Origin of the sequence: Streptomyces sp. NPDC005181 (assembly GCF_040608395.1) — a bacterium.
In the GTDB taxonomy this organism is placed as follows: Bacteria; Actinomycetota; Actinomycetes; order Streptomycetales; family Streptomycetaceae; genus Streptomyces.
The window spans coordinates 1-13,966 of sequence record NZ_JBEXID010000028.1; the positions used below are offsets into that span (position 1 = coordinate 1).

General features: G+C 71.4%; 16 protein-coding genes. 12 read left to right on the plus strand and 4 right to left on the minus strand.

The window, feature by feature from the left end; translation table 11 throughout:
- Positions 1–34: 34 nt before the first annotated feature.
- The 3 genes from ABZV38_RS19405 to ABZV38_RS19415 form a co-directional block, all read right to left on the minus strand.
- The gene (locus ABZV38_RS19405; RefSeq protein WP_356328509.1) at positions 35–979 is read right to left on the minus strand and encodes a DUF389 domain-containing protein; all 945 of its coding nucleotides are present in this window, start codon (positions 977–979) and stop codon (positions 35–37) included.
- Positions 980–1,006: 27 nt separating this feature from the next.
- The gene (gene coaA / locus ABZV38_RS19410) at positions 1,007–2,002 is read right to left on the minus strand and encodes a type I pantothenate kinase (RefSeq protein ID WP_030914205.1); all 996 of its coding nucleotides are present in this window, start codon (positions 2,000–2,002) and stop codon (positions 1,007–1,009) included.
- A gap of 86 nt (positions 2,003–2,088) precedes the next feature.
- Positions 2,089–2,262 (minus strand): hypothetical protein, encoded by a 174-nt coding sequence (locus tag ABZV38_RS19415; protein WP_356328511.1) that lies wholly within the window; start codon positions 2,260–2,262, stop codon positions 2,089–2,091.
- A gap of 322 nt (positions 2,263–2,584) precedes the next feature.
- Between ABZV38_RS19415 and glmS the strand changes: the two genes are divergently transcribed.
- The 8 genes from glmS to ABZV38_RS19455 all read left to right on the plus strand — a co-directional run bounded on the left by glmS (position 2,585) and on the right by ABZV38_RS19455 (position 10,265).
- On the plus strand, positions 2,585–4,432 hold the full coding sequence (gene glmS, locus ABZV38_RS19420) for a glutamine--fructose-6-phosphate transaminase (isomerizing) (protein WP_356328513.1): 1,848 nt from the start codon (positions 2,585–2,587) through the stop codon (positions 4,430–4,432).
- Positions 4,433–4,456: 24 nt separating this feature from the next.
- Complete coding sequence (locus tag ABZV38_RS19425) at positions 4,457–4,825, plus strand: holo-ACP synthase (protein ID WP_356328631.1); 369 nt, start codon at positions 4,457–4,459, stop codon at positions 4,823–4,825.
- Positions 4,826–4,829: 4 nt separating this feature from the next.
- Positions 4,830–6,290, plus strand: a complete 1,461-nt coding sequence (locus ABZV38_RS19430) for an NAD(P)H-hydrate dehydratase (protein ID WP_356328515.1) — start codon at positions 4,830–4,832, stop codon at positions 6,288–6,290.
- A gap of 61 nt (positions 6,291–6,351) precedes the next feature.
- Positions 6,352–6,735, plus strand: a complete 384-nt coding sequence (locus tag ABZV38_RS19435; RefSeq protein WP_356328517.1) for a DUF488 family protein — start codon at positions 6,352–6,354, stop codon at positions 6,733–6,735.
- Positions 6,736–6,829: 94 nt separating this feature from the next.
- Entirely contained in the window at positions 6,830–8,050 is a 1,221-nt protein-coding gene (gene alr / locus ABZV38_RS19440; protein ID WP_356328633.1) for an alanine racemase, read from the plus strand.
- An 83-nt stretch (positions 8,051–8,133) separates the two neighbouring features.
- Positions 8,134–9,399 carry an alpha/beta hydrolase gene (locus ABZV38_RS19445; protein WP_356328519.1) on the plus strand — a complete coding sequence of 422 codons (1,266 nt, stop codon included), beginning with the start codon at positions 8,134–8,136 and terminating at the stop codon, positions 9,397–9,399.
- On the plus strand, positions 9,368–9,961 hold the full coding sequence (tsaE, locus tag ABZV38_RS19450; RefSeq protein ID WP_356328521.1) for a tRNA (adenosine(37)-N6)-threonylcarbamoyltransferase complex ATPase subunit type 1 TsaE: 594 nt from the start codon (positions 9,368–9,370) through the stop codon (positions 9,959–9,961). Before ABZV38_RS19445 ends, tsaE begins: the two co-directional genes overlap by 32 nt.
- 133 nt (positions 9,962–10,094) lie before the next feature.
- Positions 10,095–10,265: a hypothetical protein gene (locus tag ABZV38_RS19455; RefSeq protein ID WP_356328523.1), complete on the plus strand. Its 171-nt coding sequence runs from the start codon at positions 10,095–10,097 to the stop codon at positions 10,263–10,265.
- Positions 10,266–10,311: 46 nt separating this feature from the next.
- Here the strand turns inward: ABZV38_RS19455 and ABZV38_RS19460 are convergent, their stop codons facing one another.
- Complete coding sequence (locus ABZV38_RS19460) at positions 10,312–10,878, minus strand: hypothetical protein (protein WP_356328525.1); 567 nt, start codon at positions 10,876–10,878, stop codon at positions 10,312–10,314.
- Between the two features lie 179 nt (positions 10,879–11,057).
- On the opposite strand from ABZV38_RS19460, the gene tsaB reads away from it, so the two are divergent.
- From tsaB to ABZV38_RS19480, 4 genes are read left to right on the plus strand one after another with little or no spacing between them, the layout of a single operon-like run.
- Complete coding sequence (gene tsaB, locus ABZV38_RS19465) at positions 11,058–11,720, plus strand: tRNA (adenosine(37)-N6)-threonylcarbamoyltransferase complex dimerization subunit type 1 TsaB (protein ID WP_356328527.1); 663 nt, start codon at positions 11,058–11,060, stop codon at positions 11,718–11,720.
- Entirely contained in the window at positions 11,717–12,232 is a 516-nt protein-coding gene (rimI, locus tag ABZV38_RS19470; RefSeq protein WP_356328530.1) for a ribosomal protein S18-alanine N-acetyltransferase, read from the plus strand. The genes tsaB and rimI overlap by 4 nt, the downstream gene beginning before the upstream one ends.
- Positions 12,232–13,335 carry a tRNA (adenosine(37)-N6)-threonylcarbamoyltransferase complex transferase subunit TsaD gene (gene tsaD / locus ABZV38_RS19475; protein WP_356328532.1) on the plus strand — a complete coding sequence of 368 codons (1,104 nt, stop codon included), beginning with the start codon at positions 12,232–12,234 and terminating at the stop codon, positions 13,333–13,335. The genes rimI and tsaD overlap by 1 nt, the downstream gene beginning before the upstream one ends.
- Positions 13,332–13,619, plus strand: coding sequence for a hypothetical protein (locus tag ABZV38_RS19480; protein WP_356328534.1), 288 nt, complete (start codon positions 13,332–13,334; stop codon positions 13,617–13,619). The genes tsaD and ABZV38_RS19480 overlap by 4 nt, the downstream gene beginning before the upstream one ends.
- Positions 13,620–13,966 lie beyond the last annotated feature (347 nt).

Here is a 13,966-nt window from a genome sequence, read left to right on the forward strand (position 1 = left end):
GCACGCGTCGGGCCCCTCCGGCGTTCTGCTTCTCTCAAGCCCGGGCGGCGGCGGTCCGGCGGCGGTGGGCTGCCCACAGCGCCTTCTGGAGCAGCAGCGTCAGCGTCCCCGCTAGCACGATCCCGCCGAGGTTCGCCATCAGCTGGCCCACCGAGCCCGACATCTGCCCGAAGTCCCGGTAACTGAACGCCACCGCCGCATTGGCCGCGGCCGGCACGGTCGTCACCGAGATCGCGACGCCGATCAGCGCCCCGGACTTCGTCGAGGTGAGGGAGAGCGTCCCGGCGATGCCCGCCAGGAACGCCACCACGAACGACATCCAGTCCGGCTTCCAGATGAACGCCGTGTTGGGCCGGGCCGCCTCGATCATCGCCTCCGTGAACAGCCCGAAGGCGTTCATCATCCACGCGAACCCGACCGTCACCACTATCGCGACGGCGAACCCGGCGATCAGCGTCCACAGCGACCGCCACGCCAGACGCGGGGCACGCTGCACCAGGGCCGTGGAGATACCGGCCAGCGGTCCGAACTCCGGGCCCACCGCCATCGCGCCCACGATCAGGATCGCGTTGTCGAGCATCACACCGCAGGCGGCGAGCATCGTCGCGACCGAGAGGAACGCCGCATAGGTGACGCTGAACGTCGACTCCTCGTGGGTCGCGTCCGTCAGCTTCTCCCACAGCACGGCGTCCACACCCTCACCCGGCGCGTCCTCCTTGGCCTGGTCGGCGCGGGCGGAGAGCGTCAGGTCCGAGTGCTCGACGGTGATCGAACCGGACTCGTCGATACCGAGCGCGCGCAGGGCGCCGATCAGCTCGTCGCCCGCCTCGCGTGCCACGTCGAACAGCACCAGGTCGCCCGCCGGATTACGGGCGGCGGCGGGCAGCACCACCAGATGCGTGGTGCCGACCGTGTGCTCGACGAGATGCAGCACCTCGTCCGTACGGTCGGCGGGGACGATCATGCGCAGGTGCAGCACGCGGGTACTCCCGGGAGGCTCGACAGCTCAGAGTTTGCGCAGCGACAGACGTTGGACCTTGTGGTCCGGGCCCTTGCGCAGCACCAGAGTGGCACGGCCCCGGGTGGGCGCCACATTTTCCAGCAGATTGGGCTTGTTGATGGTCCGCCACATCGTGCGGGCGTACTCCATGGCCTCCTCCTCGGAGACCTGTGTGTACTTGCGGAAGTACGAGAACGGGTTCTGGAACGCGGTCTCGCGCAGCTTGCGGAAGCGGTTGAGATACCAGGTCTCGATGTCCTCGGCCCGCGCGTCCACGTACACACTGAAGTCGAAGTAGTCGGCGAGCCCGACCCTGGTGCGGCCGTCCTTGCCGGGCAGGGCGGGCTGCAGCACGTTGAGGCCCTCGACGATCAGGATGTCGGGGCGGCGCACGGTGAGCCGCTCGCCCGGCACGATGTCGTAGATCAGGTGCGAGTAGACGGGCGCCGTCACCTCGTCCTTGCCGGCCTTGATGTCGGCGACGAAACGGGTCAGGGCACGCCGGTCGTACGACTCCGGGAACCCCTTGCGCGACATCAGCCCGCGCGCCTGGAGCTCCTTCATCGGCAGCAGGAACCCGTCCGTGGTCACCAGCTCGACCCGGGGGTGCTCGGGCCAGCGGGCCAGCAGAGCCTGGAGGATACGGGCACTGGTGGACTTGCCGACGGCGACACTGCCCGCGACCCCTATGACGAACGGGGTGCCGCGCTGCGCGCCGTGGCCGTTGCCCGCGTCCCCGAGGAAGGTGTTGAGGGCGCCGCGCAGGCCTGAGGTGGCCTGGACGTAGAGGTTCAGGAGCCGGGAGAGCGGCAGGTAGACGTCCCGCACCTCGTCGAGGTCGATGACGTCCCCGAGCCCGCGCAGCTGCTCGACCTCGGCGGCGGTCAGCGGCAGCGGGGTCTTGTCGCGCAGGGCACTCCATTCGGCACGCGACAGGTCGACGTACGGGGTCGAAGCGTGCTCGGCGCGTCGCTGGGTGCTTCGTGGCGGCGAAGTGATCACGGATTCATTGTTGCGGGAGTTTTGACGGAGTGGGGGGTGGGGTCGGTCACGTGGGGAGACGAAAGGGATCGTTCCGGGCGTGCCGACTACGGTTGTGTGCTCACTTTCCTGAGCACACAGAGCTCTCCGCTGTCGGGGTCACCGATGAAGGTCCACAGGAGGGCGGAATCGGGTTTGCCCCTGGCCACGAGTTCGCCACTGACATCGCCGGGGGCGAATTCGACGGGCACCTCCGTGGCGTTGTCCTCGTACTCGGACACTCGCGAGTCCCAGGTTCCGGTCCCGGTTTCATGGTGGAGGGGAAACCGAATCCGGAACTGGCGTCGGTGTCGGCGTCCCAGTAGTCGCCGCAGGCGTCCGTGGCGCTGAAGGTGCCGTTCCCGGCGAATACGAGCTGTCCGCCCCGGTCGTCCTGCCAGGTTCCCCGCAGCTGGCTCCTTGTCAGGACGAGCGGGGGGCCGTCCGGCTCCGGGGGAACGTTCACGACGGATTAGGGCGACTGCGCCGACGAATGATCCCGGCTGCCCCGCACCCCTTCTGCGACGATGCCAGCGAGGGGAGGGCGACCACGAAAGGATCGTTATGTGTGGAATCGTCGGTTACGTCGGTGGGCAGTCCGCGCTTGATGTTGTTGTCGCAGGGCTCAAGCGCCTCGAATACCGGGGTTACGACTCCGCGGGCGTCGCCGTGATCGCGGACGGCCAGCTGGCCTCCGTGAAGAAGGCCGGGAAGCTCGTCAATCTGGAGAAGGCGCTGGTCGAGCAGCCCCTGCCGGCCGGGATCACCGGCATCGGGCACACCCGTTGGGCCACCCACGGCGCTCCCACCGATGCCAATGCCCATCCGCATCTCGACAACGCGGGGCGCGTCGCCGTCGTCCACAACGGCATCATCGAGAATTTTGCCGTGCTGCGGTCCGAACTCGCCGAGCGCGGGCATGACCTGGCGTCCGAGACCGATACCGAGGTCGTCGCCCATCTGCTCGCCGAGGCGTACTCGTCGAGCGGTGATCCGGCGGAGGCGATGCGGCAGGTCTGCCGGCAGCTCGAAGGGGCGTTCACCCTGGTGGCCGTGCATGCCGATGAGCCGGATGTGGTGGTGGGGGCCCGGCGGAACTCGCCGCTCGTGGTCGGGATCGGGGAGGGGGAGGCGTTTCTGGCCTCCGATGTGGCCGCGTTCATCGCGCACACCCGGTCCGCGATCGAGCTGGGGCAGGATCAGGTCGTCGAGCTGCGCCGGGAGTCCGTCACGGTCACCGACTTCGACGGACAGCCCGCCGAGGTCCGTAAGTACCACGTGGACTGGGACGCCTCCGCCGCCGAGAAGGGCGGCTACGACTACTTCATGCTCAAGGAGATCGCCGAGCAGCCGAAGGCGGTCGCCGACACCCTCCTGGGGCGGATCGACCGCGCGGGCTCGCTCCACCTCGACGAGGTGCGCATCCCGCCGCACGTGCTCCGGGAGGTCGACAAGGTCGTCATCGTCGCCTGCGGGACCGCGTTCCACGCCGGGATGATCGCCAAGTACGCCATCGAGCACTGGACCCGGCTGCCCTGCGAGACGGAGCTCGCCAGCGAGTTCCGCTACCGCGACCCGATCCTCGACCAGCGCACCCTGGTCATCGCGATCTCCCAGTCCGGGGAGACGATGGACACGCTGATGGCGCTGCGGCACGCCCGCGAGCAGGGGGCGAAGGTCCTCGCCATCTGCAATACGAACGGATCGACCATTCCACGTGAGTCCGACGCCGTGCTGTACACGCACGCCGGACCGGAGGTCGCCGTCGCCTCGACCAAGGCGTTCCTGACGCAGCTCGTCGCCTGCTATCTCGTCGCCCTGTATCTCGGCCAGACCCGCGGCACGAAGTGGGGCGACGAGATCCGGACCGTCGTCCGGCAGCTCTCCGAGGTCCCCGGACAGGTCGAACGGGTCCTGGAGACCATGGAGCCGGTGCGCGAGCTCGCCCGCTCGCTGGCGCGCCAGGACACCGTCCTCTTCCTGGGGCGCCATGTGGGCTATCCGGTGGCCCTCGAAGGCGCGTTGAAGCTCAAGGAACTCGCGTACATGCACGCCGAGGGCTTCGCCGCCGGTGAGCTCAAGCACGGGCCGATCGCGCTCATCGAGAACGATCTGCCGGTCGTCGTGGTCGTGCCGTCGCCGCGCAGCCGGTCGGTGCTCCACGAGAAGATCGTGTCGAACATCCAGGAGATCCGGGCCCGGGGCGCGCGCACCATCGTCATCGCGGAGGAGGGAGACGAGGCGGTCGTACCGTACGCCGACCATCTGATCTGGATCCCCGCTACGCCTACGCTGCTTCAGCCGCTGGTGGCGACCGTGCCGTTGCAGGTCTTCGCCTGCGAACTGGCCACCGCCCGCGGCAACGAGGTGGACCAGCCGCGCAATCTGGCGAAGTCCGTGACGGTCGAGTGAACCAATGAATGAGTGAGTGAGCGCGTGATCATCGGGGTCGGGATCGATGTGGCGGAGATCGAACGGTTCGGCGCGGCGCTGGAGCGAACGCCGCATCTGGCTCAGCGGCTGTTCCTGGACAGCGAGTTGCTGCTGCCCAGCGGCGAGCGGCGTGGTGTCGCCTCGCTGGCCGCCAGATTTGCCGCCAAGGAGGCCATCGCGAAGGCGCTCGGGGCGCCCGGTGGGCTGCTGTGGACGGATGCCGAGGTGTTCGTCGAGGACAGCGGGCAGCCCCGGCTGCGCGTCGTCGGCACCGTCGCCGCGCGCGCGGCCGAGCTGGGCGTCCAGCACTGGCACGTCTCGCTGAGCCATGACGCGGGGGTGGCGTCGGCCGTGGTGATCGCGGAGGGTTGACCGTATGCGAACTGCGTACAGCGTGGAGACCGTACGGGCCGCCGAGCGCGCCCTGATGGCACGGCTGCCCGACGGCGCCCTGATGCAGCGGGCCGCAGCGGGCCTCGCGGCGGCCTGCGCCGATCTGCTGCGGCGGAGCGGCCGGGTGTACGGGTCCCGGGTCGTCCTGCTCGTCGGCAGCGGCGACAACGGCGGCGACGCGCTGTACGCGGGGGCCCGGCTGGCCCGGCGCGGCGCGGGCGTCCGCGCCCTGCTGACCGCGCCGGACCGCGCCCACGAGGGCGGGGTCGCGGCGCTGTGCGCGGCGGGCGGGCGGGTGGACGGCGCCGACCGGGTGAGCACGGACCTGATCGGCCGTGTCGATCTCGTCGTCGACGGCATCACCGGCATCGGTGGCCGCGGCGGGCTGCGTGAGGGCGCGGCCGCGTTGGTGCGGGCCCTCGAGGCGACCGGGGCGCCGATCGTCGCCGTCGATCTGCCCAGCGGTATCGAGGCGGACACCGGTGAGGTGCTCGGCGACGCCGTGCGGGCCGATGCGACGGTCACCTTCGGCACGTACAAACCGGGGCTGCTCATCGACCCGGCCGCCGACCGGGCGGGCGCGCTCCACCTCGTCGACATCGGGCTCGGCGACGAGCTGCCCGACGTACCCGATCTGGAGGCGCTGCAGTACGCGGACGTCGCGGCGCTGCTGCCTCTTCCCGCCGGCGAGAGCGACAAGTACCGGCGCGGGGTCGTCGGCATCGTCGCCGGGTCCGCCCGCTATCCGGGGGCGGCGGTGCTCGCGGTCGGCGGGGCGCTGCGGGGCGGGGCGGGGGCGGTGCGGTACGTCGGTCCGGGTGCCGACGCCGTGATCGCCCGGCACCCCGAGACCCTGGTCCACTCGGGGCCGCCGTCGAAGGCGGGGCGGGTGCAGGCATGGGTCGTCGGCCCCGGGCTCGGTGACGGTACGGCGGCCGTCTCGGCGGTCGCCGACGTGCTGGCCACCGATGTCCCGGTGCTGGTGGACGCGGACGGGCTGCGGCTGCTGGATGCCTCCGTCGTACGGGCGCGCACCGCACCGACGCTGCTCACCCCGCACGCCGGGGAGGCTGCCGCGCTGCTCGGCGTCCCGCGCGAGGAGGTCGAGGCGGGGCGGCTCGCCGCCGTACGGGAGCTCGCCGCCCGCTACCGCGCCACCGTTCTGCTCAAGGGGTCGACGACGCTGGTCGCCACCGACGTCGAGCGCACTCCCGTACGGGTCAATCCGACGGGCACCTCCTGGCTGGCCACGGCGGGCAGCGGCGACGTGCTGTCCGGGCTGGCGGGTTCCCTGCTGGCTGCGGGCCTCGCCCCGCTCGACGCCGCCTCCGTAGGTGCCCATCTGCACGGTCTGGCAGCCCGGCACGCCTCGGACGGCGGCCCGGTCGCCGCGCAGGACGTCGCGGACGCGATCCCGGCGGCGTGGCGGGACGTACGGGCCTGAGCGATCCTGAGCACCATCAGGCTGGGAACCGCAGATGAGAGCCGGTGAGGAGTGGTCGACGATGGGCAGCAGTTCCGTACGGGTACGCCGGGTGTACGACCCGCAGGAGAACGGTGACGGGACCCGCGTCCTCGTCGACCGGCTCTGGCCCCGCGGCGTCGCCAAGGACCGGGCAGGGATCGACCGGTGGCTCAAGGAACTCACCCCGTCGAACGAACTCCGCTCCTGGTACCACGAGGACCGCACCGGCACCCGCTACGACGACTTCGTCGACCGCTACCGCGCCGAGCTCGCCGACCCCGCTCACACGGCGGCGGTCCATGAGCTGGTGGAACTGGTCCGCGCGGGCGGGCCGGTGACCCTGGTCACGGCGGTGAAGGATGTCCCGCACAGCCATGTCCCGGTTCTCGTCGACCATGTGGAACATGAGCTGCACCACCGGTGACGCCGGCGGCGTCGTGACCGGCCCCGACGCCCCTGACGCGCCCCGGGCCCGGCACCTGAGGGCCCTGTCGTACGCCTCTGAGAGACTGGGCGCGATGAACGAGACAGCGTCCTTGAGAGCCCGAGCCGAGATCGACCTCGCCGCACTGCGCGCCAACGTGCGCGTGCTGCGTGCCCGGGCGGCCGGCGCGCAACTCATGGCTGTCGTGAAGTCCGACGCGTACGGGCACGGGGCGGTGCCCTGTGCCAGGGCCGCGCTCGAGGCCGGGGCGACCTGGCTCGGCACCGCGACGCCGCACGAGGCGCTGGTCCTGCGTGCCGCCGGGCTCGGCGGCCGGGTGATGTGCTGGCTGTGGACGCCGGGCGGCCCCTGGCGCGAGGCGATCGAGGCCGACATCGATGTGTCGGTGAGCGGCATGTGGGCGCTGCGCGAGGTCGTCGCCGCGGCCGAGGAGGCCGGCCGCCCGGCCCGCATCCAGCTCAAGGCCGACACGGGCCTCGGGCGGAACGGCTGCCAGCCCGCCGACTGGCCCGAGCTGGTCGCCGCTGCCCGTACCGCCGAGCAGGCGGGCACCGTCCGGATCACCGGCCTCTGGTCCCACTTCGCCTGCGCCGACGAGCCGGGCCACCCGTCGATCGCCGCCCAGCTGGGCGTGTACCGGGACATGCTGGCGTACGCGGAGAAGGCGGGCGTCGAACCCGAGGTACGGCACATGGCGAACTCCCCAGCGACGCTGACGATCCCCGAGTCGCACTTCGACCTCGTACGGACCGGGATCGCCATGTACGGCATCTCGCCCAGCCCCGAGCTCGGCACCCCGGCCGACTTCGGGCTGCGCCCGGTGATGACGCTCGCCGCGTCGGTCGCCCTGGTCAAGCAGGTGCCGACGGGGCACGGTGTCAGCTACGGGCACCACTACACGACGTCCGCCGAGACGACGCTCGGTCTGATCCCGCTCGGCTACGCGGACGGCATCCCGCGCCACGCCTCGGGGCGCGGCCCGGTCCTGGTGGGCGGCGCCGTGCGGCGGGTCGCGGGCCGGGTGGCGATGGACCAGTTCGTCGTCGACCTCGGCGGGGACGTCGTCGAGGTGGGCAGCGACGCGGTGCTGTTCGGCCCGGGAGACCGGGGTGAGCCGAGCGCCGAGGACTGGGCGGAGGCGGCCGGCACGATCGCGTACGAGATCGTCACCCGCATCGGCGGGCGCGTACCGCGCGTCTATGTGAATGTGACCCCGGCCGATGAGAACGGCGCCGAGGCCGGCCCGGACGGAATCCGGGCCGGCGAGAACGCGACCCCGCCCGATCCGATCTGATCCGGCCCGATCCGGCATGTCCTGTATGTCCTGCACGTCCTGACCTGACCTGACGGACAACGATCGACGAGGAGCGCGGCACGGTGAGCGAGAGCAGCGCGGGGGACGCGATGGCGACGGCGGCCGCTGTGGCGGTCGGCTGGCGCCGGGCGGGCATCGCCGGAGCGGCCATAGGCGTGATCGCGGCCGGTGCGGCGGCCGGTGTCGCGGTCGAGCGGATGACCGTCGGCCGGGGCATGCGCAGGAGAGCCAGGCTGGCGCTGGACGCCTCGGGACCGTACGGCTCGCTGCGCGGCATGCCCGGCCGGGCCACCGCCGACGACGGCACCGAGCTGTACTACGAGATCGACGAGGCCGAACCGGACGGTGGTACGGGTGCGGGCACCGGACCGGGCGCGGGCGCCGGGATCGCCGGTACCGGACCGCGGCGCCGCCGGCTCTTCGGCCGCAAGGCCCCCGGGCCCGTGACCGTCGTCTTCTGCCACGGCTACTGCCTCAGCCAGGACTCCTGGCACTTCCAGCGGGCGGCGCTGCGCGGCCTGGTGCGTACCGTGCACTGGGATCAGCGCAGTCACGGCCGCTCCGAGCGCGGCCGGGCCCAGGCCCAGGGGGTGACGGTCGGCATCGACCAGCTCGGCCGCGATCTGAAGGCCGTCATCGACGCGGCCGCCCCCGAGGGCCGGCTGCTGCTGGTCGGGCACTCGATGGGCGGCATGACGATCATGGCGCTCGCCGACCAGTACCCGCAGCTGGTCCGGGACCGGGTCGCCGCCGTCGCGTTCATCGGTACGTCGAGCGGGAAGCTCGGCGAGGTCAGCTTCGGGCTGCCGGTCGCGGGCGTGAACGCCGTGCGGCGGGTGCTGCCCGGGGTGCTGAAGGCACTCGGCTCGCAGGCGGAGCTGGTGGAGCGGGGCCGGCGGGCGACCGCCGACCTCTTCGCCGGGCTCATCAAGCGGTACTCGTTCGGTTCGCGGGACGTGGACCCGGCGGTGGAGCGGTTCGCCGAGCGGCTGATCGAGTCCACCCCGATCGATGTGGTCGCGGAGTTCTACCCGGCCTTCACCGAGCACGACAAGAGTGCGGCGCTGCCCGCGTTCCGTGACGTCCCGGTGCTGATCCTGGCGGGCGACAAGGACCTGGTGACGCCCAGCTCGCACAGCGAGGCCATTGCCGACCAGCTGCCGGACGCGGAGCTGGTCATCGTCCCGGACGCCGGGCATCTGGTGATGCTGGAGCACCCGGAGACGGTGACGGACCGGATGGCGGACCTGCTGGTCCGGATCGGAGCCGTACCGGCAGCGGCTAACGTTGGCGGGCATGGAAGCACCGCACAACAGCCTGGCGGCTGAGGCCACGAATGCCCCGGTCGCGCCCGCCGCGCCCGGGGAGACGCAGGCCGGAGAAGCCCAGGCCGAGGAAACCCCGGTCACCGCCCGCTTCGAGGTCACCTCCCCCGAACAGATGCAGGCCCTGGGCCGCCGGATCGCCGGCCTGCTGCGCCCCGGCGACCTCGTGATGCTCAGCGGTGAGCTCGGCGCCGGAAAGACGACGCTGACCCGGGGCCTCGGTGAGGGCCTCGGGGTGCGCGGTGCCGTCACCTCTCCCACCTTTGTGATCGCCCGCGTCCACCCGTCGCTGGGCACCGGCCCGGCGCTCGTCCATGTCGACGCGTACCGGCTGGGCGGCGGTCTCGACGAGATGGAGGATCTGGACCTCGACGTGTCGCTGCCGGAGTCGGTGGTGGTCGTGGAGTGGGGCGACGGCAAGGTCGAGGAGCTGTCGGACGACCGGCTGCAGGTGGTGATTCACCGTGCGGTCGGCGATACGGACGACGAACGGCGCTCGGTGACGCTGGTCGGGATCGGCACGCGCTGGACCGGGCTGCGGGCGGCGCTGGAAGCGGCGCACTGAGTCCGCACAGACAGGTTTTCCGACAGGCTGTCGGCATATTGTTGCGCGGGGCGGGCCAGGCGTGGTCACATGGATGCCGAGAGCGGGTTAGGTCTGCCTAACCACGCCTTCCACCGGAGCCCAGGAGGCATCCATGCCGACGCCCGAGCGTGAAGCGCAGCCGCAGCCGCCAGTGACGTCCGCGGTGTCGATGAAGGATCTGCTGGCGGCCTGCGCCGCGGCCACCGCTGTCTCCACCCCGCCGTCCGAGGAACGGCAGGAGTCAGGGGAGCCGCAGGTGTCCGAGGAGCGCGACGCCGCGTAGCGGGGTGTCCGCACGCGACGGCGCGCAGGCGGCTTCCGCCCGGGCGTTACGGGACGACGACGACCTTGGCGCCGACCGTCGCGAACGCCCACATCGCGTTGCCGTCCGCCCGCTTCATCCGTACCCCGCCGGTCTTCAGCTTCGGGTCCGGGCTTTTCATGGAGCCGTCCTGCGCCGCGCTGAACCCGACGGGAACACCTCCGTCGGCCGTCGCGAACAGCACCACATGCTCGATCTGAACGCCGTCCGAGCCCTTGATGACGCCTGTGCGCGAACGCACCTTGTAGGCCCCGGGCCGCGGGCTCATGGAGCTCGGCATGACCGCGAAGGTCCGGACCGTCTTCCCCTTCGCGTCGACCAGCCACACCCGACGGTCGTCCAGCGCGTACACGACCCGCGCCCCGGTGCCGGAGTCGGCGGGGACCGTGTGCGGGTGCTTCTTGTCCTTGTGCCCGGCGGCATGGCCGGTGGCGGGGGCGCTGCTGGTCGCCTTCGGCTTGGGGACGGCGAGTGTCTCGGGGACGTTCGCCGATGCCTGGTAGGCCAGGAAACCGACCACGGCGAGTGCCGCCGCAGTGAGCCCGGCCACGATTCCCGAGCTGCCCCTTGCCACCGTGCGCGCCCCTTTCGCTTTCGTCTTCACGCAAGCGCTTCGTCTGCCGTGTGTCGCATGTCGTACAAGCGTTTACGTCGTACCCGCGTATACCGGGTGACGGTAGCAGCAGCGACCGGTGGGAACGGGACTCCGTACGGGGAGCCGTGGTGCCGTCGGCGGAGCCGTAGGCTGTTTGCGTGCTCTTGCTCGCTGTGGATACCGCCACCCCCGCCGTCACCGTTGCCCTGCACGACGGGACCTCCGTCGTCGCCGAGTCGAGTCAGGTCGACGCCCGAAGGCACGGGGAGCTGCTGCTGCCCGCTGTCGACCGGGTCCTCGGCGAAGCCGGGACGGGACTCGACGCCGTGACCGCGGTGGTCGTGGGCGTCGGCCCGGGACCGTACACGGGCCTGCGGGTCGGGCTGGTGACGGCCGCGACGTTCGGCTCGGTGCTCTCTGTGCCGGTGTACGGGCTGTGCACGCTGGACGGCCTCGCGTACGCCGCCGGGCGCAGCGGCCTGGAGGGTCCGTTCGCCGTCGCGACGGACGCCCGCCGCAAGGAGGTCTACTGGGCGCGGTACGAGGACCCCCGTACCCGCACCGGTGAACCCGCCGTCGACCGGCCCGCCGACATCGCCGAACAGCTCGCCGGTCTTCCGGTGGTCGGGGCGGGCGCGGTGCTCTACCCCGACGCGTTCCCGGACGCCCGCGGTCCCGAGCACGTCTCCGCGGGTGCGCTCGCCGCCCTGGCCGCCGAACGTCTCGCCGCGGGAGCCCAGCTGCTGCCGCCGCAGCCGCTCTATCTGCGCAGGCCCGACGCCCAGGTCCCGAAGAATTACAAGGTGGTCACCCCGAAGTGACGACCCCGACTGCCGTACTGCGTGAAATGCGCTGGTGGGACATCGATCCGGTGCTGGAGCTCGAACACGAGCTGTTCCCGGAGGACGCCTGGTCGGCCGGCATGTTCTGGTCCGAGCTGGCGCACGCGCGCGGCCCGCAGGCGACCCGGCGCTATGTCGTCGCCGAGTCCCCGGCCACCGGCCGGATCGTCGGGTACGCGGGACTCGCCGCGGCCGGCGACCTCGCCGACGTCCAGACGATCGGCGTCACCCACGACCACTGGGGCGGCGGCCTCGGCTCCGAACTCCTCACCGACCTGCTGAAGCACGCCACCGCCTTCGAGTGCGCCGAGGTGCTGCTCGAGGTCCGGGTCGACAACACCCGCGCGCAGAAGCTGTACGAACGCTTCGGCTTCGAACCGATCGGCTTCCGCCGCGGCTACTACCAGCCGGGCAACATCGACGCGCTCGTCATGCGCCTGACGGTGCAGGAGCCCGCACAAGAGCCCGTACAAGAGACAGAGACTGACTGATGGCTGACGAACCGCTCGTACTCGGCATCGAGACCTCCTGCGACGAGACCGGCGTCGGTATCGTCCGCGGTACGACGCTGCTTGCCGACGCCATCGCGTCCAGCGTCGACACCCATGCCCGCTTCGGCGGCGTCGTACCGGAGATCGCCTCCCGCGCCCACCTGGAGTCGATGGTCCCCACCATCGAACGCGCCCTGAAGGAAGCCGGCATCAGCGCCCGCGACCTCGACGGCATCGCCGTCACGGCCGGGCCCGGGCTCGCGGGCGCGCTGCTCGTCGGCGTCTCGGCGGCGAAGGCGTACGCGTACGCACTGAACAAGCCGCTGTACGGCGTGAACCACCTCGCCTCGCACATCTGCGTCGACCAGCTGGAGCACGGCCCGCTGCCCGAGCCGACGATGGCGCTGCTGGTCAGCGGCGGCCACTCGTCGCTGCTGCTCGCGCCGGACATCACCAACGACGTACGGCCGATGGGCGCGACCATCGACGACGCGGCGGGCGAGGCCTTCGACAAGATCGCCCGGGTACTGGACCTCGGCTTCCCCGGCGGGCCGGTCATCGACCGGCTGGCGAAGGAGGGCGATCCGAAGGCCATCGCGTTCCCGCGCGGACTGAGCGGCTCGCGCGACCCCGCGTACGACTTCTCCTTCTCCGGCCTGAAGACATCCGTCGCCCGCTGGATCGAGGCGAAGCGGGCCGCGGGCGAGGAGGTGCCGGTACGGGACGTGGCGGCGTCCTTCCAGGAGGCCGTGGTGGATGTGCTCACCCGCAAGGCCGTCCGGGCCTGCAAGGACCAGGGCGTCGACCATCTGATGATCGGCGGCGGGGTCGCGGCCAACTCGCGGCTGCGGGCGCTGGCCCAGGAGCGGTGCGAGCGGGCCGGTATCCGGCTGCGGGTGCCGCGGCCGGGGCTGTGCACGGACAACGGCGCGATGGTCGCGGCGCTGGGCGCCGAGATGGTGGCCCGCAACCGGCCGGCGTCGGACCTGGAGCTGTCGGCGGACTCGTCGCTGCCGGTGACGGACACGCATGTGCCGGGCAGCGCGCACCACCACGACCACGATCATGTGCACGAGATCAGCAAGGACAACCTCTACTCATGACCGTCGCCCTCATGTGGGAGGCCCGGGCCGTGGCCGGCCGGGGTGGCGAACTGCTGGAGTGGGCACGGGCGCGCGCGGGCGAGCTGGCGTACGAGCCGCTGCGGTACGAGCTGCTGCGCGCGCCGCAGGACCGGGTGCTGGTCATCACCTGGTGGGAGGCGGCGTACGCCGATGTACTGCCCGAACTGCCCGAGCCGGAGCCGGATTTGATCACCCGGGCGGTGCACCGCTGGCGGTTCGAGGTCGCCGGTCCGGACACCGGCCGGGATGTCGGCCGGAGATGAGAAATCTCAACGGATCCTGAGATTTGTCGAAGGAAAACCGAACAAGGGTTCCGGGCGTAATAATTCGGACTTACGTTCCTCGACGTGACCGGAGACAAAAGACGCCGTTCCCGCCGCAAGGCAGCCGCGGCGGCGCTGGGCTGCACCCTGGTACTTGCCGCGGCCGGGGCGGGGTTCGCAACTGCGGTGCACGCAAGCCGCTTTGTGTAGATGGCCACGATTGAGTGAACGGTGTGACGATCGGTGGGTATGCCTGGCGGGATGTGCGTAACGTACTCGGTGCGATCTGGGACGCCGGGTGTGGCGTCAGCAGTCGGGGCCCCCGTGTCACCAGCGAGATGGTTCGG

Bases quoted from the DNA above. Each gene is read 5' to 3' on its own strand.
- glmS (WP_356328513.1), top strand. From the start codon at position 2,585: ATGTGTGGAATCGTCGGTTACGTCGGTGGGCAGTCCGCGCTTGATGTT.
- ABZV38_RS19430 (WP_356328515.1), top strand. From the start codon at position 4,830: ATGCGAACTGCGTACAGCGTGGAGACCGTACGGGCCGCCGAGCGCGCC.
- ABZV38_RS19435 (WP_356328517.1), top strand. From the start codon at position 6,352: ATGGGCAGCAGTTCCGTACGGGTACGCCGGGTGTACGACCCGCAGGAG.
- alr (WP_356328633.1), top strand. From the start codon at position 6,830: ATGAACGAGACAGCGTCCTTGAGAGCCCGAGCCGAGATCGACCTCGCC.
- tsaE (WP_356328521.1), top strand. From the start codon at position 9,368: ATGGAAGCACCGCACAACAGCCTGGCGGCTGAGGCCACGAATGCCCCG.
- ABZV38_RS19455 (WP_356328523.1), top strand. From the start codon at position 10,095: ATGCCGACGCCCGAGCGTGAAGCGCAGCCGCAGCCGCCAGTGACGTCC.
- tsaD (WP_356328532.1), top strand. From the start codon at position 12,232: ATGGCTGACGAACCGCTCGTACTCGGCATCGAGACCTCCTGCGACGAG.
- ABZV38_RS19480 (WP_356328534.1), top strand. From the start codon at position 13,332: ATGACCGTCGCCCTCATGTGGGAGGCCCGGGCCGTGGCCGGCCGGGGT.